Origin of the sequence: Mycobacterium triplex (assembly GCF_000689255.1) — a bacterium.
In the GTDB taxonomy this organism is placed as follows: Bacteria; Actinomycetota; Actinomycetes; order Mycobacteriales; family Mycobacteriaceae; genus Mycobacterium; species Mycobacterium triplex.
In genome coordinates this window covers 4,035,095-4,055,459 of record NZ_HG964446.1, presented here as the reverse complement: position 1 = coordinate 4,055,459, position 20,365 = coordinate 4,035,095, and the positions used below count along the sequence as shown (strand labels likewise).

The 20,365-nt window shown below is 66.1% G+C and carries 20 protein-coding genes; 12 read left to right on the top strand and 8 right to left on the bottom strand.

Annotated features, from left to right (window positions below; genetic code table 11):
- The first annotated feature begins 3 nt into the window (after positions 1–3).
- Positions 4–1,128, top strand: coding sequence for a DUF7802 domain-containing protein (locus tag BN973_RS18855; RefSeq protein ID WP_036470097.1), 1,125 nt, complete (start codon positions 4–6; stop codon positions 1,126–1,128).
- Here the strand turns inward: BN973_RS18855 and BN973_RS18850 are convergent.
- Positions 1,100–2,356, bottom strand: coding sequence for a sulfotransferase family protein (locus BN973_RS18850; RefSeq protein ID WP_036470096.1), 1,257 nt, complete (start codon positions 2,354–2,356; stop codon positions 1,100–1,102). The two genes, BN973_RS18855 and BN973_RS18850, sit on opposite strands and share 29 nt — an antisense overlap.
- Positions 2,357–2,435: 79 nt before the next feature.
- Between BN973_RS18850 and BN973_RS18845 the strand changes: the two genes are divergently transcribed.
- A complete protein-coding gene (locus tag BN973_RS18845) occupies positions 2,436–3,584 on the top strand; it encodes a DUF1214 domain-containing protein (protein ID WP_036472689.1) in 1,149 nt (382 codons plus the stop codon).
- On the opposite strand, the gene BN973_RS18840 is transcribed toward BN973_RS18845, so the two are convergent.
- The 3 genes from BN973_RS18840 to BN973_RS18830 all read right to left on the bottom strand — a co-directional run bounded on the left by BN973_RS18840 (position 3,538) and on the right by BN973_RS18830 (position 5,437).
- Positions 3,538–4,203 carry a TetR/AcrR family transcriptional regulator gene (locus BN973_RS18840; protein WP_036470095.1) on the bottom strand — a complete coding sequence of 222 codons (666 nt, stop codon included), beginning with the start codon at positions 4,201–4,203 and terminating at the stop codon, positions 3,538–3,540. The two genes, BN973_RS18845 and BN973_RS18840, sit on opposite strands and share 47 nt — an antisense overlap.
- An 85-nt stretch (positions 4,204–4,288) precedes the next feature.
- A complete protein-coding gene (locus BN973_RS18835; RefSeq protein ID WP_036470094.1) occupies positions 4,289–4,744 on the bottom strand; it encodes a hypothetical protein in 456 nt (151 codons plus the stop codon).
- Positions 4,745–4,807: 63 nt separating this feature from the next.
- Complete coding sequence (locus BN973_RS18830; RefSeq protein WP_036470093.1) at positions 4,808–5,437, bottom strand: TetR/AcrR family transcriptional regulator; 630 nt, start codon at positions 5,435–5,437, stop codon at positions 4,808–4,810.
- Positions 5,438–5,564: 127 nt separating this feature from the next.
- On the opposite strand from BN973_RS18830, the gene BN973_RS18825 reads away from it, so the two are divergent.
- From BN973_RS18825 to BN973_RS18810, 4 genes are read left to right on the top strand one after another with little or no spacing between them, the layout of a single operon-like run.
- The gene (locus BN973_RS18825) at positions 5,565–7,154 is read left to right on the top strand and encodes a bifunctional 3-(3-hydroxy-phenyl)propionate/3-hydroxycinnamic acid hydroxylase (RefSeq protein ID WP_036470090.1); all 1,590 of its coding nucleotides are present in this window, start codon (positions 5,565–5,567) and stop codon (positions 7,152–7,154) included.
- Positions 7,151–8,002, top strand: a complete 852-nt coding sequence (locus BN973_RS18820; RefSeq protein ID WP_036470088.1) for an alpha/beta fold hydrolase — start codon at positions 7,151–7,153, stop codon at positions 8,000–8,002. Before BN973_RS18825 ends, BN973_RS18820 begins: the two co-directional genes overlap by 4 nt.
- Complete coding sequence (locus BN973_RS18815; RefSeq protein WP_036470086.1) at positions 7,999–9,003, top strand: VOC family protein; 1,005 nt, start codon at positions 7,999–8,001, stop codon at positions 9,001–9,003. Before BN973_RS18820 ends, BN973_RS18815 begins: the two co-directional genes overlap by 4 nt.
- A 26-nt stretch (positions 9,004–9,029) precedes the next feature.
- On the top strand, positions 9,030–10,061 hold the full coding sequence (locus BN973_RS18810; RefSeq protein ID WP_036470083.1) for an amidohydrolase family protein: 1,032 nt from the start codon (positions 9,030–9,032) through the stop codon (positions 10,059–10,061).
- 6 nt (positions 10,062–10,067) lie between these two features.
- On the opposite strand, the gene BN973_RS18805 is transcribed toward BN973_RS18810, so the two are convergent.
- A complete protein-coding gene (locus BN973_RS18805; RefSeq protein ID WP_036470081.1) occupies positions 10,068–10,973 on the bottom strand; it encodes a haloalkane dehalogenase in 906 nt (301 codons plus the stop codon).
- A gap of 114 nt (positions 10,974–11,087) precedes the next feature.
- Between BN973_RS18805 and BN973_RS18800 the strand changes: the two genes are divergently transcribed.
- Positions 11,088–11,816 carry a DUF2652 domain-containing protein gene (locus BN973_RS18800; RefSeq protein WP_036470079.1) on the top strand — a complete coding sequence of 243 codons (729 nt, stop codon included), beginning with the start codon at positions 11,088–11,090 and terminating at the stop codon, positions 11,814–11,816.
- 23 nt (positions 11,817–11,839) lie between these two features.
- Here the strand turns inward: BN973_RS18800 and BN973_RS18795 are convergent, their stop codons facing one another.
- Positions 11,840–13,033 carry a MalY/PatB family protein gene (locus tag BN973_RS18795; RefSeq protein ID WP_036470077.1) on the bottom strand — a complete coding sequence of 398 codons (1,194 nt, stop codon included), beginning with the start codon at positions 13,031–13,033 and terminating at the stop codon, positions 11,840–11,842.
- Positions 13,034–13,066: 33 nt separating this feature from the next.
- A complete protein-coding gene (locus tag BN973_RS18790) occupies positions 13,067–14,164 on the bottom strand; it encodes an NAD(P)H-dependent amine dehydrogenase family protein (protein ID WP_036470076.1) in 1,098 nt (365 codons plus the stop codon).
- A 211-nt stretch (positions 14,165–14,375) separates the two neighbouring features.
- Between BN973_RS18790 and BN973_RS18785 the strand changes: the two genes are divergently transcribed.
- The 3 genes from BN973_RS18785 to BN973_RS18775 are packed head-to-tail and all read left to right on the top strand — an operon-like array spanning position 14,376 to position 17,411.
- Positions 14,376–15,356 (top strand): LLM class flavin-dependent oxidoreductase, encoded by a 981-nt coding sequence (locus tag BN973_RS18785; RefSeq protein WP_036472688.1) that lies wholly within the window; start codon positions 14,376–14,378, stop codon positions 15,354–15,356.
- Positions 15,356–16,417, top strand: coding sequence for an NAD(P)H-dependent amine dehydrogenase family protein (locus tag BN973_RS18780; protein ID WP_036470075.1), 1,062 nt, complete (start codon positions 15,356–15,358; stop codon positions 16,415–16,417). Before BN973_RS18785 ends, BN973_RS18780 begins: the two co-directional genes overlap by 1 nt.
- A 19-nt stretch (positions 16,418–16,436) precedes the next feature.
- Complete coding sequence (locus BN973_RS18775; protein ID WP_036470074.1) at positions 16,437–17,411, top strand: LLM class flavin-dependent oxidoreductase; 975 nt, start codon at positions 16,437–16,439, stop codon at positions 17,409–17,411.
- A gap of 82 nt (positions 17,412–17,493) precedes the next feature.
- Here BN973_RS18775 and BN973_RS18770 read toward each other — a convergent pair whose 3' ends face one another.
- Positions 17,494–18,279, bottom strand: coding sequence for a spirocyclase AveC family protein (locus BN973_RS18770; RefSeq protein ID WP_036470072.1), 786 nt, complete (start codon positions 18,277–18,279; stop codon positions 17,494–17,496).
- 208 nt (positions 18,280–18,487) lie between these two features.
- Between BN973_RS18770 and BN973_RS18765 the strand changes: the two genes are divergently transcribed.
- Together BN973_RS18765 and BN973_RS18760 are read left to right on the top strand one after the other, a co-directional pair.
- A complete protein-coding gene (locus tag BN973_RS18765; RefSeq protein ID WP_036470071.1) occupies positions 18,488–19,129 on the top strand; it encodes a TetR/AcrR family transcriptional regulator in 642 nt (213 codons plus the stop codon).
- Positions 19,130–19,144: 15 nt separating this feature from the next.
- Positions 19,145–20,347: a cytochrome P450 gene (locus BN973_RS18760; protein WP_036470069.1), complete on the top strand. Its 1,203-nt coding sequence runs from the start codon at positions 19,145–19,147 to the stop codon at positions 20,345–20,347.
- Positions 20,348–20,365 lie beyond the last annotated feature (18 nt).

Here is a 20,365-nt window from a genome sequence, read left to right as displayed (position 1 = left end):
GCGATGTCGCAGTGCAACGCGCGATTCGACGAAATCGCAGCGACGCTAGGCCATTTCACGTGTCAGGACGCGCCGCCCGTGGTCCACATCCGCAACCCGTTCGCATTGTCGCACCCGACGATGCCGGTGCTCGAACTGATGATGGTTGGCGGCGCGGCACTCGCGCTGTGGTGGGCGATACGACGGCTGCGGCGCGACAACGACCCCACCAACCTGGTGCTGTGGTTCGCGTCCATCGTGTACCTGCTCGTCACCGAGATTCCGCTGTACTTTCCCAACCTGTTCATGGTCGAAGATCAGATCGGCGTGGTCTTCGACCACAACGTCTTCACCGTTCAGTTCATGTACGAACGGCTGCCGCTCTACATCGTGGCGTTGTATCCCGCGGTCACCACGCTGGCGTTCGAAATCGTGCGCACGCTAGGGGTTTTCCGCTCCCGCGGGATTCTGGCCGGCTCGGTGTGCGTCGGCCTGGTGCACCAGTGCTGCTACGAAGTGTTCGATCAGCTGGGCCCGCAGCTGCGCTGGTGGGCCTGGAACACCGAAAACCCGCTCAACCGCCCGATGTTCGCGTCGGTGCCGATGACGAGCATCTTCATCTTCGCCACCCTCGGTCCGGCCGTACTCACCCTGCTGGTGATGCTGCTGGTCGGACGCAGGGCCGAAAGCGGTCTGAGCACGGTGAGCCTGCTGTGGCGCACCCTGGCCGCGGGCGCACTGGTCACCGTGGGCGTCGCGATCCTGAGCATCCCAACCTCGATTTTCGGTGGCAGCCATCCGAACACGACCGCTCAGGCCGTCGTCTTCGTTGTCGAGCTCGCGGCTTTCGCGGCATACGCGATTCCGGCCTTGATCGCGGCGTGGCGCGGTGGCGAAGCCCACGGGGAGCCAAACCAGTTCGTGCGGATCTTCGGGCCGATCTATCTGGCAGTGCTCGGAACTCTCTGGATCACAGCACTTCCCGACTACTTCGCCGCGAAGGACGGCATCACCGGCGGGGGAACCCCGACCGGCAACCTGCCCTACGCCGCGCTGTGTTTTGCGCTGGCGGTGCTGTGGGTGGCGCTGGCCGCCACCGCGACGGTGTCGCGCGACGTGGCTACGCCGAGCTCGCGCCGGCCGGCTTGACGAACCGCTCGACATACGGGGCGAAGCGGCGACGCAGATCGTCCTTGTCCAGCCCCAGGTCCTCGGCGTGGTACTCGACGCGGCCCAACCGGCCGCGCCCGTGGCTGGCCATGTATTGTGCCACAGCCTTTTTCGAATCCTCGGACGGTGAGTACCCGGCCGTGTCCCAGACCCGCTGCACCATGGCCAGGTCGTCGGCCATGAACTCGTCGAAGCGGACGTCGATGGTGCGGTCGGCCGGCAGCCGGTCATGGTCGCGCATGCAGGCGCTGAGCAGCTCGTCGATCCGGGTGATCCAGTACTCGGCCACCGTGTGCACGTCGACCTCGTCGACGCTCATGCGCATGGTGTAGGTCATCATCGTGGCCATCGACACGGCGACATCGACGGGGTCGCGGTGGGTGACGATGAACGTCGCGTCGGGAAATACGTTGAGGATTGGGATGAACTGCTCGAGATGCTGCGGCGACTTGAGCACCCAGCGGCGGTGGTAGCCGTCCTGGTGCTGCAGCACTTGCAGCATCATCCGCAGAAACTGGTAGCCGGGGGTCTGGTCGTGGTCGCGCAGGTAGTCCGACCAGCGGGGCAGATGGGTGAGCGTGGTGAAGAAACCGCTCGAGAAATCCTGGACCATCAGCCCGATGTCTTCGTGGATATGGTCGATCGTCATCTCGTGCATCAGCGTGAAATACGGCATCAGCGTGTTGGAGATGTTGAGGGCGTCGCCGGTGCGCTGGCGGCGAGGCTCGATGGTGCCCTCCTCTCCGGGCGCCGGCAGCGGTTCCTGGGCTTCCCAATACGGAAGTGACCGTAGCGCGGGGTCGGCCGCCAACAGGCTGTGCAGGTGCGTGGTCCCGGTGCGCGGCAGCCCGGCGATCACCAGGGGCGCTTCAATGCTGACATCGAAGATCTCGGGGTGTCGCTTGAGATGGTCGATGACCCGCAGTCGGCCCTTGAGAAAGGTCAGCATCAGCGAGAACGCATACGTGCGGCCGAACGGTGTCAGCCGCGGCAACTCGTGGAAGGCCTCGAGCAGCACCGCCATCCGCTCGCGATAGTCCTGCTCGCCGAAGTCGGTCAATCCGGTCTGCGCAGTGGCCTGCTCGTGCAGCGCGTCGGTGGTCAGCGGGCAGTAGTCGGCCATCGCGGCCATGCCGTCGATGATCGCCTGCGCTTCGGGGGAGAATGTCGGCTTGGCGAGATCGGTGATGTGGATGGCGTCGCTCACATCCGGACCATACCTACGTCGTTACACATTTTACAAGAGACGTTGTGCTGTATTTTGATGCGCGCATATGATGCTGCTCATGGCCAATTCCCAGAGCTCAGATGCGTGGCGCGAACTACTCACCGCCTTCGCGGATTTCGAGAATCTGTTCCTCGAAGGACCCAAGGCGGTGCGCGGAGAAATGGCCGTCGCCGAGGGCTACGAATTCCTCGCCACGATGCTGGGTTTGTCGTTGGACGTGACCTTGTTCGCGGACCCGGTGGCGCCGCGATTCCACGATGTGCTGACGCCGTTTCGCCGGGACCGCCGCTGGGGCGGGGATAACACCGACGCGTACTACAGCTACGTCGTCATCGACCCGCGGCGCACCTACCGCATCAGCGGAACTCCGAACGAGAGCGTGATGTACTCGGTCGCCGTCTACAACGAACCCGAACCCGGGGCATGGCCCAATCGCACCGTCGGCGTGCTCTACGACGAGGACATGCCGCTGCACGAGGACGGGCGCTTCTCCTGCGTCTTGGGCCCCGAACGGCCGCGGGACTACGACGGGCCCTTCATCGCTCTCGACGAGGACGCGCATGGCGTGCTCACCCGGGACTACCACGAAGACCCCGCGCACAGCCGACGCGTGGACTGGTCGATCGAGGTCATCTACCATGGCGGCTTGCCGGTGCGGCCGCCGAAAACCGATGCGGGAGTGGCGCAGTCGTTGCGTGCGGCGCTGCGCTACACCCAGGACATGCTCGCGATCGTGCCGTTGGTGCTACAGGAACGCAAACCGACCGAACTCGCCGACGGGCAAAACCTCTCCCACAATGTTCTTGCCCCGCCCTACCGGGCCGGTGCCGCCACGCACGGGTACTCGATGCAAAACGCCGTCTACAGCTTGGGCGCGTACGCCCTCGAGCCCGGCGAGGCGCTGGTGATCACGTCGCACCACCCGAAGTGCCGGTTCTGGAACCTGACGCTGTGGAACCAGTACATGGCGGCGCCCGACCTCGAATACGGCCGTGGCGGTATCAATTCCGGCACCGCCGTCCCCAACCGGGACGGCAGCATCACCATCGTGATCAGCCGCGAGGAGCTCGACCACCCCAACGCCATCTCGACCAAGGATCATCCGGAAGGGTTGATGTCGTTTCGCTGGTTCCACGCCGACGACCTGCCCGAACAGCCCGTCACCGAGGTCGTCGCGGTCGGCGACGCGCCGCGCGCGGTGTCCTAGCCCTGCTCGCGACCGAACGCGGGGGAGTCTTCACCACCGGACCGATCCAATGCCGCAGCACCGCACGCAATTCCGCTGCCGACCGGGGCGGGTCCGGGGGAACCAGCACCATCGACTGGATGATGCGCAGCAGATACTCGACGAGATCGTCGAAGTCCTTGCCGCGATAACCCAATGCGGCCCAGTCGATTTCGGTGCGCTCCAGAATCACCCGCGATCGCCGGATGGATTCACCCAAGACCATCTGCCGACTCATCAGCCGGCTCTGATCGGTTTCGAGCAACATCATCAGCACGGGCTCTTCGGGTAACTGCTCGACGAGGTAGGCGACGGCTTCCACGAGCAGCTCGACCGGATCACCATTGCCGGCGGTGAGATCGGCGATCCGGGCGGTCCAGCCGCCGAGGGCGACGTCGCTTGCCGCCGTGACCAGCTCGTCGAGGGTGGCGAAGTAGCGGTAGATGGTGGGGCGGGTGACGCCGAGGTCGTCGGCGATCACCGACAGGCTGGTGTGCTGCGGTCCGCGCCGTTCGATGCTGCGCAAAGCGGCATCGATGATGCGCTTGCGCGCTTCCTCGTCGTCAGCGGGTGGTGCTCCGCCCCAACCCTTTCGGCCCATCGCGAATGGTCCTAACGCAGTCCGGCACGGGAATCAGTGATCATACAGAGAGTTTAGTGTTGTCAAATTGATCTGGCCAACCGTGCTATCGCTCCCGGTTTCGCCTGCGGCGCCGACGCCCCTTCGCCTCTTCGGTCCACTCCGTTTCCACCCGTCCGATCTCGAGCGAAAGCCGCATCAGGGTCGGATTGTCGCAGTGCACTTCGTGAGCGGTGCGGAACTTGGCCGCTTCGCCGGTGGTGGATATGTGGGGCCGCAACCCTTCGAACCACTCGTCGCCCACGACGTTGGGCGGCTCGTCGACGCGAGGTCCGCAGGACCACTGCCGGTAGGCATCTCGCGCGCCGGCCAAGCCGCTGCGCCACTGTTGGATCGCTTCGCATCGCTGCGAATGTATTTGGCTGCGCATCTGATGCTTGTTGGTGCCGTTCATCGCCATTCCGGGGAGCAGGTTGTCGGCGGCCGACCTTGCGATGCCCGCGATGCCCATGGCCGACGCGCCCACGACCGTGCCCATCAGGCCCATCGTCATCATGTCCATCTGCTGATCGTTGCACTCGGGGACCCGCGACGACAGAAAAATTGTCGCATTCGGCGATCGGGATTACCGCTCGGCGACCATGCGGGTGGCGAGGTCGTAGAGGGCGCACGCGTGCATCTCGAACAATGCCGGGAGGTCGACCGAGTCGCCGCCGATCTCCTTGGCGACGAGGAGCCCGTCGGCTCCGGCCACCGCATAGGTAATCAATTGCTGCAGTTGCACATCGGTGAGGCCGGGGACGAGGTCGCGGAGATCGACGGAAAGCGTGGTCTGCATCTGTGTGCGGACATCGATGAACATCGCTCGTGCGCGCGGTTCGACGGGACGCCGCTCGAGGGCAAGCATCAGCCCAATGCGGAGGAAATCGGGGGAGTCCAAGAAGGCCTGGGCGATCTGCAGCGCCACCGCGGCGAGGCGCTCCGGGGCCGTGCCCTCGGCGGGCAGCTGCCATGCCGAACGCCAACGCGCGAAGCTGTGTTCGATGACGGCGGCCAGTAGGTCGTCCTTGTCCTTGAAGTGCCAGTAGATCGAGCTGGCCGGCAGGCCCGATTTGGCGCTGACCAGCGCGATGCTGGTGCCTTCGTAACCGCGCTCGCTGGCAATTTCGGTCGCCGCATCCAGGATGCGGATCCGGGAGGCTTCACCGTCGACCCGGCGGCGTCGCGGGGACGTCTGCGGCTTGGTGTCGGCCATCGGGACTCCTTGCGTTTGGGTCTTGACTCCGGCGGGTCTCCACCTTAGTGTAATAAACACTACATTACTGTAGTGATCACTACAGGTTCAGGCCCCGGTTACCGGGCGATGCGAATGAGAGACAGCGATGATCTCCAGCTACGACGTCGCAGTTATCGGCTACGGGCCGACCGGCGCTACCGCCGCCAATCTGCTTGGCGGCCTTGGCCTCAACGTGATCGTCGTCGAGCGCGATCCCGACGTGTACGGGCGGGCCCGCGCCATCTCCACCGACGACGAGGTGATGCGCATTTGGCAGTCGATCGGCCTGTCCGACCGACTGCAACGGGACATGTTGCCGGATCGGCCGCTGGCCTGGGTCGACGCCAACGGGGTGCCGTTCATCGAGACCACCATGACGCCGCGCGGCTGCGGGCACCCGGCGCAACAGTTCCTCTACCAGCCGGCGGTCGACCAGGTACTCCGCGAGGGCGTTGCGCGCTTCGGCAACGTCGAGATCCTCCTCGAGCACGAATGTCTGCGGGCGTTGAATGTTGTTGACGCACAATCCCGATACGTCGAACTCTTGCTGGCCGACCTGCGGTCCGACACCCTCGCGCGGATTCGGGCGTCGTATGTGATCGCCGCCGACGGCGGATCCTCATCGACGCGCGGCATGCTCGGAATCGGATACACGGGGCGCACCTATCGGGAGCGCTGGGTGGTCATCGACACCAAGATGATTCGCGAGTGGGACGCTCACGACCGGATGCGGTTTCACTGCAATCCGAAACGCCCGACCGTGGACTGCCCGACGCCGCTGGGGCATCACCGATGGGAATACCCGGCCCGCGCCGGTGAGGACGAGAAAAAACTCGTGACCGACGAGGCCGTGTGGGAGGTTCTGCACGAACAAGGTGTCACCGAAGACCAGGTGAAAATCCTGCGGGCCGTCGTCTACAGCCATCACGTGCGGGTGGCCGAACGCTGGCGCGTCGGCAACATCTTCCTGGCCGGCGACGCGGCGCACGCCATGCCGCCCTGGCTCGGGCAAGGCATGGCGGCCGGTGTGCGGGACGTGGCCAACCTGTGCTGGAAGCTCGCGGCGGTAGTTCGCGGCCACGCACCCGACTCGCTGCTCGACACCTATCAGGTCGAACGCCAACCGCACGTCACCGAGATCACCCGTCGGACGGTTCGTAACGGGCGGCTGATCACCGAACGACGAAAGCCGCTTGTGTTCCTGCGAAATCACCTGCTGCGCACGTTGACGCGCATACCCGGCGTGCTCGAAGCGGGGCGCGCGCTGATCTGGATTCCCGACGCGCACTACCGCGACGGGTTTCTCGCGCCGGATGCGCATGCCGCCACGGGCTGGCAGCTGCCACAGCCGTGGGTGACCGATACGACCGGGAACAAACTCCTGCTGGACGACGTGATCGGCGGGCGTTGGGCGGTACTGCATTTCGGTGCACGACCGGACGGAGTGGATGTCTGGGAGAGGTTGGGTGCCGTCTCGATGAGCATGACCAAGTACCACCCTCGCGCGGGTGCCATCTGGGACCACGACGGCGTACTGACTCGTTGGTTTGCGGACAAGAACGCCGCCGCAGTGGTGCCTCGACCGGACGGTTTTATCTACGCCGCCGCCGCTGCCGGGCAACGACTTCCGGCACCGCCGACCGGTTTCACAAATCTGGGTGTGGCCGCGCCGGAGACGATCGGAGTCAGCGCATGACCGCCGTCCAGCTCGCCGAGCGCATCGTCGACGTCGCGGGCAAACCGATCTTTCTGACCGAAGCCGGGACCGGGCCGCCCGTCGTCCTGCTGCACGGCGGCGGCCCCGGCGCGTCGGGCCTGTCCAACTACTCCCGCAATGTCGATGCCCTCGCGGCGCACTTCCGGGTGATCGTGCCCGACATGCCCGGCTACGGCAGGTCGGTCAAGGGCGTCGAACGGGACGACCCGTTCGGCTACCTGGCCGACATGATGCGCGGTCTCGTCGACGAACTCGGCATCGGCACAGCCCATTTCGTGGGGAACTCCTATGGCGGCGCGGCGGCACTGCGGCTGGCGCTGGACACCCCGGACCGCATCGGCAAGCTGGTGTTGATGGGGCCGGGCGGAATCGGAACCACCCGGAGCCTTCCCAGCGCCGGGCTGAAAAGCCTGCTGTCCTACTACGGCGGCGACGGCCCGAGCCGGGACAAACTCGCCACGTTCATCCGCCGCTACCTGGTGTACGACGGCGCGTCGGTGCCCGACGAACTGATCGACCTGCGTTACCGGGCGTCGATCGACCCGGAGGTGGTGGCGAATCCGCCGCTGCGCCGCCCGTCCGGCTTGCGCAGCCTGTGGCGGATGGATCTCAGTCGCGACCGCCGGCTTCGGCACCTCATGACGCCGACCTTGATCCTGTGGGGCCGTGACGACAAGGTCAATCGCCCCGCCGGTGGCCCGATGCTGCTGAACCTGCTGCCGAACGCCCAGCTGGTCATGACCGCGCGCACCGGGCACTGGGTGCAGTGGGAACGCGCCGAGTTGTTCAATCGGCTGGCCATCGATTTCCTGGACGGCGAACGATGACTCCGACGGTATTCGGCAACGTTCATTTGGGCTATGTCGTGATCGAGACCCAAAAGTTCGGCGACTGGCGTCGATTCGGCCGCGACGCGATCGGCATGCACCTCGACGAGGCGGTAGCGGGCGCGATGCGATTCCGCCTCGACGACCACGAGTGCCGCTTCCTGCTCGACCGCGGCGACGCCGAGGATGTCACCGCACTCGGTTGGCAGCTCGATGACCACGAGTCATTCGAGACGGTCCTCGCCCGTGTCCGGCAACACGGCGTGCCCGTCACCGAGGGCACTGACGACCAGGCCGCGCTGCGCGGGGTGGAGCGTCTGGTCCGCTTCCCCGGACCCAACGGTCTGGCCCAGGAGGTGTTCACCCGCGCTCGGCGCGCGGCCGCGCCGCCCCGGCTGGCCGCGAGCGGCGGATTCGTCACCGGGGCGGCAGGCATGGGCCACGTCGCGGTGACCACCACGCGACCGCATCAGGTCCGTGGGTACTACAGCACCGTGTTCGACGCGCGGCTGTCCGACTACATCGACGAGACGATCAGCGGCCTCAAGCTCAAGATCCGGTTCCTGCGGGTCAACGAGCGCCACCACTCCGTGGCGATCGCCGCGGTGAACCGGTTGCGGCTCAACCCGATTCGCACCCGGGTGCAGCACGTCAACATCCAGGTAGCCGCGCTCGACGACCTGACCGACGCATACCAGCGGGTCAAGGAACTCGGCTTCCGCATGGCGCTGGGGGTCGGCCAGCACACCAACGACAAGGAACTGTCCTTCTACGCGGTCACGCCATCGGGATTCGAATGGGAACTCGGCTGGAACCCCATCGTGGTCGACGAGGCGACCTGGAAGCCCACCACCCATCGGGGCATCAGCATCTGGGGCCACACCCCCGAGGGGCCTACGATCAGCGACAAGCTCGCCCAACTCAAAACCGGCGCCGCTTCGCTACTGCACAGCGAGGATGTCGTTCCCGCACTCGCCGGTGCGGGCATTCCGGACCGCTGAGCACGCCGATTACGTAAGGAGCCACGATGCCGCGTATCGACACCCACCATCATGCCGTACCGCATTTCTATCGAGAGCTGTTGCGTAAAGCGGGTATTGACGAAGCCGGTGGGCGCGCCGTGCCGGACTGGAGTCCGGAGGCATCGCTGGCGGCGATGGCCGACCTCGACGTGGGGACGGCGATTCTGTCGGTGTCCGCGCCGGGCACCACGTTCGTGCCGAATCCGGCCGACGCCGCGGCGCTGGCCCGCGAGGTCAACGAATACCTGGCCGCTGTCGTTACCGCTCAACCCGATCGGTTCGGGTTCTTCGCGACGATCCCGATGCCACATGTCAAGGAGTCCGCCGACGAGGTGGCGAGATCCCTCGACGAATTGCACGCCGACGGCGTGATCCTGCTGGCGAACGCGGCGGGCGTCTATCTGGGCCAGGACGGACAAGACGACTTGTTCGCCGCGCTGGATGCACGGTCGACGGTGGTCTTCATCCATCCGGCCGACCTGCCCGGGCCCGCGGTGCCCGGGGTGCTACCGTTCGCGACCGATTTCCTGCTCGATACCACCCGCGCGGCATACCTGTTGGTCCGCAACGAGATTCGCCGCAAGTACCCCAACATTAAATTCATCCTGAGTCATGCGGGCGGGTTCGTGCCCTACGCGTCGCACCGAATGGCGATCGGGATCACGAGCGACACCGGACGGGGCCTGACCGACATCCTGGACGACCTCGCCGGTTTCTACTTCGACACCGCGTTGTCGTCGACCGCCGCGGCACTGCCGAGCCTGCTTGCGTTCGCTCAGCCCGGGCATGTGACCTTCGGTTCCGACTTTCCCTTCGCGCCGATCGTGGCGGCAAAGCTGTTCACCGCGGGCCTGGAAACCTACCCCGGCCTGGACGCCGATGCCCGTGCGGCGATCGAGCGCACCAACGCGCTTCGCCTGTTCCCCCGTCTCGGGACGGCGGGCCCGCCGGCGGCCGCGTCGACGGTCGACCAGGTCCGCCACGCGGTCAGTCGTGCCGTCATGCGCGGCGTCGCGCGACTGGCCAACGCCCGGTGACGGGTTTCAGAGCAGGGGCTTCTGCCAGGCCAGGACGCGCTCGGCCAGTTCCGGTCCGCTGTCCTCCTGGATGAAGTGACTGGCCCTGATGCGGGCGTGCGGCTGGCCCGCCGCACCGGGGACGTGCTTGATCAGGGGACGGTCGGCCTGCCCCAGGATCGGGTCGCGAGCGCCGAAGATCGCCAGGAACGGTTTCTCCCATCGGCCCAGGGCATCCCAGGCCGCGCGATTGGCCGGAATGGCCGGGTTGTCGGGCGAAGTCGGCACCAACTGCGGAAATGCCCGGGCCCCGGCCTGATACGTCTTGTCCGGAAAGGGGGCGTCATACCCGGCTCGCACCTTGGGCGGCACCCTGCGGACGGTGCCGGCCGCGACGATGCGACCGGCCGGCAGCACGGGGGAGTAGCGCGCGAAGGCCCGCCACGCCAGAAACCCCGGAGACGGCTTGCGCTGCGCCGCGGGTAGAAAGCCGTTCGCGACCACGATGCGCGCGATCCGCTCGCCCTGTTCGGCGGCGATGCGCAGACCGATCAGCGATCCCCAGTCCTGGACGAACAGCGTGACTTCTTTCAGGCGCAGGCGCTCGAACCACGCCGTCACCCACTCGACATGCCGCAAGTAGGTGTAATCCTCGATCCGGCTGGGCTTGTCGGAGCGGCCGAACCCGATCAGGTCGGGTGCGAGCACGCGATTTCCCGACTCGACCAGCGGCGGAATCATCGTGCGGTACAGGTAGCTCCAGGTGGGTTCGCCGTGCAGCAGCACGATCGGCGGCCCGTCGGCCGGGCCCTCGTCGAGAAAGTGCATGCGCACCGGCGGGGTGTCGCTTGCCGCCACGTCGATGTAGTTCGCTACGAACGGATAGCCTTCCAGGTTTTCGAATCTGGAGTCCGGGGTTCGCAGCACATCCATATTCAGCTCCTCCGGTGGACGGGCACCCCTGCTAGCCTCTCTCCGCGACGCCACTTCGTCCAGTACGAAGTTTCATCGGGGAAGAACCTGGCAGGCCACTAAACTAGCGAATTTATGGCGATCCGGCGCGGCGTTCTGCTCATCGCGGATATCAGCGGGTACACGCACTACATGAACTGGAACCGGATGCACCTGGCGCACGCGCAATTGGCGGTGGCGCAGCTGCTGGAATCCGTCATCGACGCTGGCAAGGGCCTCAAAGTGGCCGAACTCGAGGGCGACGCGGTCTTCTTCTGGGGACCCGGCGGTGACCCCAAAGTGCTGGTTTGCGAGCGACTGTCGCAGATGCGCCAGTCGTTCTTCGCCCGACGCGAGCGGATCAAGAAGGACTTCGACTGCGGCTGCGACTCGTGCGCGCAACTGGACAATCTGACGATCAAATTCGTCACGCATGAGGGTGAGGCGGCCGAGCAAAAGATCAAGCGCCAGCGCAAGCTCGCCAGCGTCGACGTCATCCTGGTGCATCGCATGCTCAAAAACCAGGTGCCCGTCTCGGAGTATGTGCTGATGACGGACGCCGTCGTCCAGGGCCTCGACGACTCGGTACGGCAACGATGCCTGCCGTTGACGCACGATTTCGAGGGGATCGGAGAAACGCCGACGCACTACATCGACCTGTCGGACTCCGAAATGCCACCGTTGGTTCCGGAACGCAACCTGCCGGGACGCCTCGGCGCCAAGGCGAAATTCGAGTTGAATTCGTTGCGCGTCATGCTGGGCTTCCGGAAACCGGCCGGGGGATTCCGCAACCTGGGCCGCGGCGCCGAGGAAGTCAGCGCCTAGTCGAAAAGCATTGTTGCGCAGTGCTACTGGGTGAGCGCACGGCCCATCCGCGACACGGCCTCGGTGAGAATGGCCTGCGAGGTAGCGAAATTCAGCCGCACGTGCCCGGCTCCGCCGCTGCCGAAGACGTGGCCGGAGCTCAGCGCGACGCGGGCGTGGTCGAGAAACCAGCGAGCCGGCCCCGACAGGTCGGCCACCACCGCCAGGCCGTCGGCGGCGTCTTCGGTAAAGCCGAGCTGTCGGCAATCCAGCCAGGCGAGGTACGTGCCTTGGGTGCCTTGATATTTCACCTTCGGAAGGTGTTCAGCGATCAGGTCGCTCAGCAACGTCCGGTTGGTGTCCAGCCCTCGCAGCAGCGAGTCGAGCCAGTCGTCGCCGGTCCGGAACGCTTCGGCGTGCGCGATGATGCCCAGGTGGCTCGGCCCGTGGCTGACCTCCTCCGGCATCCGCCGCAGATCCGCGGCCGCCTCCGGCCCGGCGATCGCCAGGGCCGCCTTGAGCCCGGAAAGATTCCACGCCTTGGAGGCGGAGGTCAGCGCGAACGCGTCCTCGGCACCGGGGATGCTCAGGTACGGCGTGAATCGCGATCCGGACAAGACCACCGGTGCGTGAATCTCGTCCGCGACCACCCGCACCCGCGACCGCCGGGCGCATTCCGCCACGCTGCGCAGTTCGTCGACGGTGTGCACCGTCCCGGTCGGGTTGTGCGGATTGCACAGCAGGTACGCGACCCTTCGGCCCGACGCCCGCGCCCGGGTGAACGCTTCCTCCAACGCGTCCAACGCAATTCGTCCTTCGGCGTCGAGTGGCGCCTCGATCACCCGCCGGCCCGAGTGCGTCACGAACGCGTAAAACGGCGCATAAACCGGAGGATTGACGACAACCGCGTCGCCCGGGTCGGTGATAAGCCGCAGCGTCTCAACGATTCCGAGCATTACGTCGGGAACGATCGTCGTGCGGCCGACGTCGAGTCCGTGCCATTGCCAACGCCGCGAAGCGAATTCACCGACCGCCTCGGCGAGTGCGGTGCCCGACGGATAGCCGGTATCGCCGTTGTCGATCGCCCTACGCAGCGCTTCGGCGACGGTGGGCGGCAGCATGACGTCCATCTCGGCAACCCACAACGGCAGGACATCGGCCGGGTGCGCACGCCACTTCATGCTGGTGCGCAGCCGCAGTTGCTGCAGCGTGAGTTCCTCGAGTGGATTCGGCGTCACTCCCGCAGACTAGGCCGCGCGGTTGGGTCCTGGTTACCCGGTCACAAACGCGCCCTTGGGGATCGTCAAGGGCAGGTCGACCGAACTCAACAGGCCCGGCTCGGCGGCGACGACGTAGGGCACGGCGTTGACGACGCGCATCGCGGTGGCGACCATGGCGCCCGCCCCGGACGTCATGCCGCCCACCCCGGCCCGCTGCGGATCCTTCAGTGTTGCCGCCAGCGTGCAGTCGATATCGGGATCGCCGCTGATCTGGACGCGGTAGGACAGGTCGCCGATGCCTTCCGGCCAATCCGGGGCGACGTCGTGTGCCAGGCGGGTGACGTGCTCGATGATGATCGCTTCGCGGCCGTCGACCACGCCGGTCGCCCGCATCCGCAGCGCGCCGCAGGTTCCGGCCTCGACGGTGCCCATCGCGACCTCGAGCGTCCGGTCGGTGACCGCGCGGTCGAAGAACTCGCGGACTTCCTGGACCTCGACTCCCAGCGCGTCGGCGATCAATCGGATCTGTCCTTGCCATTCGCCGGCGATTGCGCCCGGGAAGCCGATCCACGGTTGGTAGTCGAGCGGGCGGCCGAAACCCAATGCGTCACTCATGATGTCGGGCACGCCGTAGTCGTCGTACAGGCCGATCTCCCACGCGTGCACCTTGTCGATGGACGACGATTGGGTGGAGAGCACCAACGGCAGATAGTCGGCGGCGAAGCCCGGCTCGATGCCCGACGCGTAGAGCGACACCTGCCCCTGTTTGGCCGCGGCGGCCAGCTGGTCGCGCCACTCCGCGGGTTCGTAGGCGTGCGGGTTGACCAGACGCGTGGTGCTCGTCGTGACGACGTTGATCCCGGCCTCGAGCAGCCGGACGTAGTCGGGGATGGCCAGGGCGTCGCGTTCCGGACCGCTGGCCGCATAGATCACGCAGTCCGGTTTCAGGGCGATCAGCGCGTCGGCGTCGGTGGTGGCCTTCAGCCCGATCGGCTCGCCGTTGGCGAGTTCGCCGGCGTCCTTGCCGTCCTTTTCCGGGGAGTGCACCCACACCCCGACCAAATCCAGATTGGGGCGCCGATCGACGGCGCGGATGGCGATCGAACCGATTCCGCCCGTCGCCCATACCACTACCCGCTGAGCTGTCATGTTGCTCCTCCTCAGTTGCGTGCGCGATGAAAGCTGAGGCGGCCGTTGCCCTTACGCCGGCAGTTACCCAACGTTCGACTCGGAAGCTAACAGCCGCGAGCCCGCACGGTCAAGGGTTTAAGAGAGTAACTACTATCCTAATGAACAAATTTTAGGTTAGGGTGCGGGATGTGAGGGCCGACCCCCGTTTTGCCCGCCGCCGGACTCGATGATGTTCACGCTGAGGTTCGACATGCGCGCCCCGGCGTGGGCCGGACCGGCCGCCGACCTGTACGCCGCGGCCATCGACATGTGCGCGTGGGCCGAGACCCGCGGCGCCGTACTGGCCGTGCTGTCCGAGCACCACGGTGCCGACGACGGCCACCTGCCGGTACCGCTCACGCTGGCATCGGCGATCGCGGCCAGGACGAACACTTTGGCGATTCTGCTGGCCGCCGTGCCGATTCCGCTGTGGGATCCGGTTCGGCTCGCCGAAGAGATGAGCGTGCTGGACCTGATCAGCCGCGGACGGGTGTCCTACGCGCTCGGCGTGGGACATCGACGCGAGGAATACGACCACTTCGGCATCGACATGAGCACGCGCGGCCGAACCGCCGACGAGATGCTGGACGTGCTGGGCCCGCTGGTGCGGGGCGAATCGGTCCAGTACCGGGGCCGTGAAGTTCGCGTCACCCCGCCGTGCGCGTCGCCGAACGGGCCGATGATGTTGATCGCCGGTGGCAGCAAGGCCGCCGCGCGGCGGGCCGGGCGGCACGGGCTTGGGTTCATCTCCCAGACCGCCTCGCCCGGGCTCAAGGATTACTACGAGGCGCAGTGCCGTGCGCACGGGCACCACCCCGGAATCATTCAGTTCCCCCAACCAGGTTCTCCGACAGCGGTTTTCGTAGCCGACGATGTCGATCAGGCGTGGGACGAGCTGGGGCCACACCTGCTGCACGACGCGAAAACAGCGGCGTCCTACCGGCCGCACGACGATTCGGTGGCCAGCATCACCCGCGCCGACAGCGTGGCGGCGCTGCGCGAGGACAACGGCCCGTACCGCATCTTCACGCCCGAGCAGGCGACCGACTACGTGCGCGGCGGGCAGCTGCTGCCACTGGCCCCGCTGTGCGGCGGCGTCGCGCCGGAGGTGGCGTGGCCGTATCTCGAGCGTGCCGCGGCCGCCGCCAAGATAGGTGAGGAGAACTCCTGATGCGGATCGTGGTGTGGTCGACCGGCGGAGTGGGATCGATCGCCATCGATGCCATCAGGCGTCGACCGGATCTGGAACTCGTTGGCGTCTGGGTACATTCGCCCGAGAAGGTCGGCAAGGACCCCGGCGAACTGGTCGGCGGCGAGCCGATGGGCGTCATCGCCACCAACGACGCCGACGCGCTGATCGCGCTGGCGCCCGACTGCGTGGTGTATGCGGCCAGCGGCCCCGACCGCGACGGCGCCGCCGTGCCCGACTACGTGCGGCTGCTGGCGGCGGGCATCAACGTGGTGTCGACGTCATCGACCAGCCTGGTGTACCCGCCGTCCTACTTCGCCCCCAACTGGCGTGACGATCTGGACGAGGCGGCCAAGGCCGGCCGGGCGTCGTTCTACGTGTCGGGCATCTTTCCCGGTTTCGCGTCCGATCAGCTGGCGTTGCTGATGACGACGCAGTCCAAGCGCATCCGCCGGATCACCGCCAGCGAGGTCGCCCTCAACGATCACTACCCGGTGGCCGACGTGATGATGGACGGGATGGGCTTTGGCCGGCCGCTGGATTTCGAGCCGATGCTCAAGACGCCGGGGTTCATCGAAATGGCTTGGAAAGCACCGATTTACCTGATCGCCGCGGGCCTCGGCGTCGAGGTGGAACAGATCCGCGGTTCGCTCGATCGGGAGCTGACGAATAGGGACATCGAGGTCGCGTTCGGCACCATCAAGGCGGGCAGCTGCGGTGCGGTCCGCACCCGGGCGGCGGGCGTCGTCAACGGTGCCGAGGCCATCGTCATCGAGCACGTCATCCGGATGGCGCGCGACGTCGCACCCGACTGGCCGACGTCGGACTGCGACGCTACGTATCGGGTCGACATCGAGGGAGATCCCGACATCCACTGCGAGATGACGCTCGGGGCGCCGGAGGGGCACGCCGCGGGCCACGCCGCGATGGCCGCCACGGCAATGCGCGTCGTCAACGCGATCCCGTACGTCGTGGACGCGCCACCGGGCCTGCTGAGCTCGCTGGACATCCCGACGACGCTTCCGCTTTACGCCTTCGGCTGAACGTGTAACGTGCATTGCCGTGTACACGCTGCGCTTCGACATGCGCGATCCCGAGTGGGCCGCGGCCCCGGCCGATCTCTACGCGGCCGCACCCGAAATGTGTGCCTGGGCCGAAGAACACGGCGGTCTGGCCGCCGTGTTGTGCGAGCACCACGGCTCCGAGGACGGTTACCTGCCGTCCCCGTTTCTGCTGGCCTCGGCGGTGGCCTCGCGAACCCAGCGGCTGGCGCTGAGCCTGATCCTGATCCTGCCGTTCTACGAAACCGTGCGCCTGGCCGAGGACATGGCGGTGCTCGACATCATCAGCGACGGGCGGGCGTCCTACATCCTGGCGTTGGGCTATCGGCCCGAGGAGTTCGAGCACTTCGGTGTGCCGATCAAGACCCGCGGTCGCGTCTGCGACGAGAAGCTCGCGCTGTTGCGGCGACTGCTGGCCGGGGAAACCGTCGAAGAAAACGGGCGGCGCATCGCCGTCACACCGCGGCCGCTGACTCCCGGCGGGCCGGGGCTGATGTGGGGTGGCGGAACGGTTGCCGCCGCGCGCCGGGCCGGCCGATACGGCCTGGGCATGCTGGGCAACGCCAACGAACCCGGCATGCAGGAAGCCTACGAGCAGGCCTGTCGTGAGCATGGCCATCAGCCCGGCCCGACGATGTTTCCCGACCGCAACACCCCCTCGGTCGTCTTCGTCGCCGACGACGTGGATCGGGCGTGGAAAGAGATCGGGGAGCATCTGCTGCACGACGTGAAAACCTATGCGGCGTGGAATCCCGGCGACGAGACGACGGCCGGCTTCTCGCACGTGAAATCCGTCGACGAGCTGCGCGCCGCGCCCACATCGCACATCATTATCTCGGTGCCAGAAGCGATTTCGCGGGTGAAAGCCGGCCAGGTGCTCAACCTGTCGCCGTTGTGCGGCGGGCTGCCACCCGACATCGCGTGGCCCTACCTCAAGCGGGTGGGCGAAGAGGTGTTGCCCGAAGCGCTCGGGTGACCGCTACTCCTCGGCGAGCGTCGAGTTGTTGGGAGAAATTCGCCAATTTTGGCGCAACAACTCGACGCTGGGCGCGAGGGTCTCACTTGGGTTGGTTCGGGACGCCCGGATACAGCTGCTCCGTCGGGCCCGCGGTCACATAGCCGCCCAGCTTCGTAATGAGGTGGGGCGCAAAGACCGACAGATACACCGCATGTCCGATGACGATGACGGCGACGATCGACAGCACCGCGGACTGCCCCCGGCTCTTCGATCGCTTGTCGGCCCACATGTCGATGACGTTGCGGCCTTCCGCATCGGTGCGGCCGAGCAGATAAGTGAAGACCATCATCTGAATGCCCATGGCGAGCGAGTCGTACAGCGGGTACTGGTGCCTGGTGCCTTCGAAGATCGCCAGGCCGGGAATCACGTAGCCGTAGTAGAAGTTGCCGAGCTGGGCCCCGGTGTAGGCGTTGAAGAACAACGCCCAGCAGAACCCGACGACTAGGCCGACGACGAGCAGGGTAATCGGCCTGCGCCAGTTGAACTTTGCGCTCAGCCAACGTCCGAGTGCCGCACCGGTCACGGCCGGGATGATGAAGTAGGAGACGTAGCCGATCGGCACCGCCAACGGCAACCCGCCCCACGTGACATTCAGCGGCCACCAGGACGGCATGCGGGGCAGCGCCGGCGGAAACTGTGCGTACATCGCCCAGTCGTAGGGGGACTCGATCCAGGAGAACGAGATCGCCGAGATGCCGAGCAGCAACAGCGGATGGATGCGGCGGCGACGGTAGCTCAAGTAGATCCCGATAATCAGGAACGTGATGCTCGCGGCGTAGGAAAAGTACTGAGCCCCGGCCATCACCGGCGTCATTTCGGTGTTCACGGGCGCCCCTCGTCGCTGCGCCGCGCCTCGGGATCGAAGCGGAGTACCAGCCCGAAAATTAGGATGATCAGGCCGAACAACGTGCCGAGCATGATGACAGCGCCCATGGTGTCACCCTTTCGATGATGCGCCTCCTTAAGGTAGTGGATACTATCCTATCTGGATAGTGGATACTATCCCCAAGGCGTTTTGGGAGGAGTGGACCTCGGTGTCCCAGCGAGCGATTAAGCAGGCGACGGTGGTGCGTCGGCCCCGTGGGGAGCCGCGCCGGCTGCTGTTGGACGCCGCCCGGGCGCTCTTCGCCGGACAGGACTATCGCAGCACCACCACGCGGGAAATCGCCCAGGCCGCCGGGGTCACCGAGCACCTGCTGTTCCGAAACTTCGGGTCGAAGGCGGCGCTGTTCCGCGAGGCGCTCGTCGTGCCGTTCGTCAGTTTCGTCGACGAATTCGGCAAGACCTGGCAGGCGGTGGTCCCCGAGGAGACCGACGAGCAGGAGCTGACTCGGCTTTTCGTGTCGCAGCTCTACGACGTGTTCGTCGAACATCAGGGTCTGCTGTTGACGCTGATGGCGGCCGAGAGTCTCAGCGAGGAGGAGAAGGCCGATGCCGGCATCGCCGAGATCCGCCGCGCCGTCACGGTGCTGGGCCAAATCAGCGTTGAGGGAATGCAATTGCGGGGGTTGCGGTCCGACCACCCCGACCTGCCGGCCCACTCGACTGTTTCGATGATCGCCGGCATGGCCGCGCTGCGTTCCACCTACTTCGGGGACACGCCACCGCCGCGGGAGGTCATCGTTGAGGAACTCGTTCAAGCGCTCCTGCACGGCTTCTTGCACCGCAACGACTGAGTTAGGGATCCGACTATGACAAGCGCCAATGCCGTCGAGTTGTATTACGACCCATTCGATGTCGAGATCGACTCGAACCCGTACCCGGTGTGGAAGCGGATGCGCGAAGAAGCGCCGTTGTATTACAACGAGAAGTACAACTTCTACGCGCTGAGTCGATACGACGACGTGGTCCGCGAACTGCCGAACTGGGAGACGTACCGGTCCGGCCGCGGGACCACAGCCGACATCTTGTTCGCGAATATCGAAGTGCCACCGGGCATTCTGCTGTTCGAGGATCCGCCGCTGCACGATTTGCACCGCAAGCTGCTGTCCCGGGTCTTCACGCCCCGGCGCATGCTGGCGGTGGAGGACCTGGTGCGCGGCTTCTGTGTCCGCGAGCTCGACCCGCTGGTCGGCGGGAACGGGTTCGATTTCATCGCGGACCTGGGCGCGATGATGCCGATGCGGACCATCGGCTACCTGTTGGGAATTCCCGAGGAAGATCAAGAGAAGATCCGGGACCGCAGCGTCGCCAACATCGAATTGTCCAGGGACAGCGACCCCGCTGCCGTCGACGCGAACGTCTTCGCGAATTCGATCGCGCTGTTCGCCGAATACATCGAATGGCGGGCCAGTCATCCGTCCGACGACCTGATGACCGAACTGCTGCGGGCCGAGATCGACGAGCCGGACGGTACGCGCCGGCCGCTGTCGCGCACCGAGGTGCTGGCCTACACGGCGATGATCGCGGGCGCCGGCAACGAAACCACCGCTCGCCTAATCGGTTTCATGGGACAGCTGTTGTCGGATCATCCCGATCAGCGCCGCGAACTCGTCGCGGACCCGTCACTGATCCCGGGTGCGATCGAAGAGACGCTGCGCTACGAGCCGCCGTCTCCGGTGCAGGCCCGCTACGTCGCGCGCGATGCCGAGCACTACGGTCGCGTGGTTCCCGAGGGGTCGTTCATGCTGTTGTTGAACGCGTCGGCCAACCGCGACGAAAACCACTTCACGGATCCGGATCGCTACGACATCCACCGCCGCGGAAGTCATCTCAGCTTCGGGCAGGGCCTGCACTTCTGTTTGGGCTCGGCGCTGGCCCGGCTGGAAGCCCGGGTGGCCTTCGAAGAAGTCCTCAAACGCTGGCCCGACTGGGAAGTCGACTACGCGAATGCCCAACGGGCGCACACCGCGAGCGTGCGTGGCTGGGCGCGCTTGCCGGTCGTGGTGGGCTAGCTTCACGCTCGAGCGACG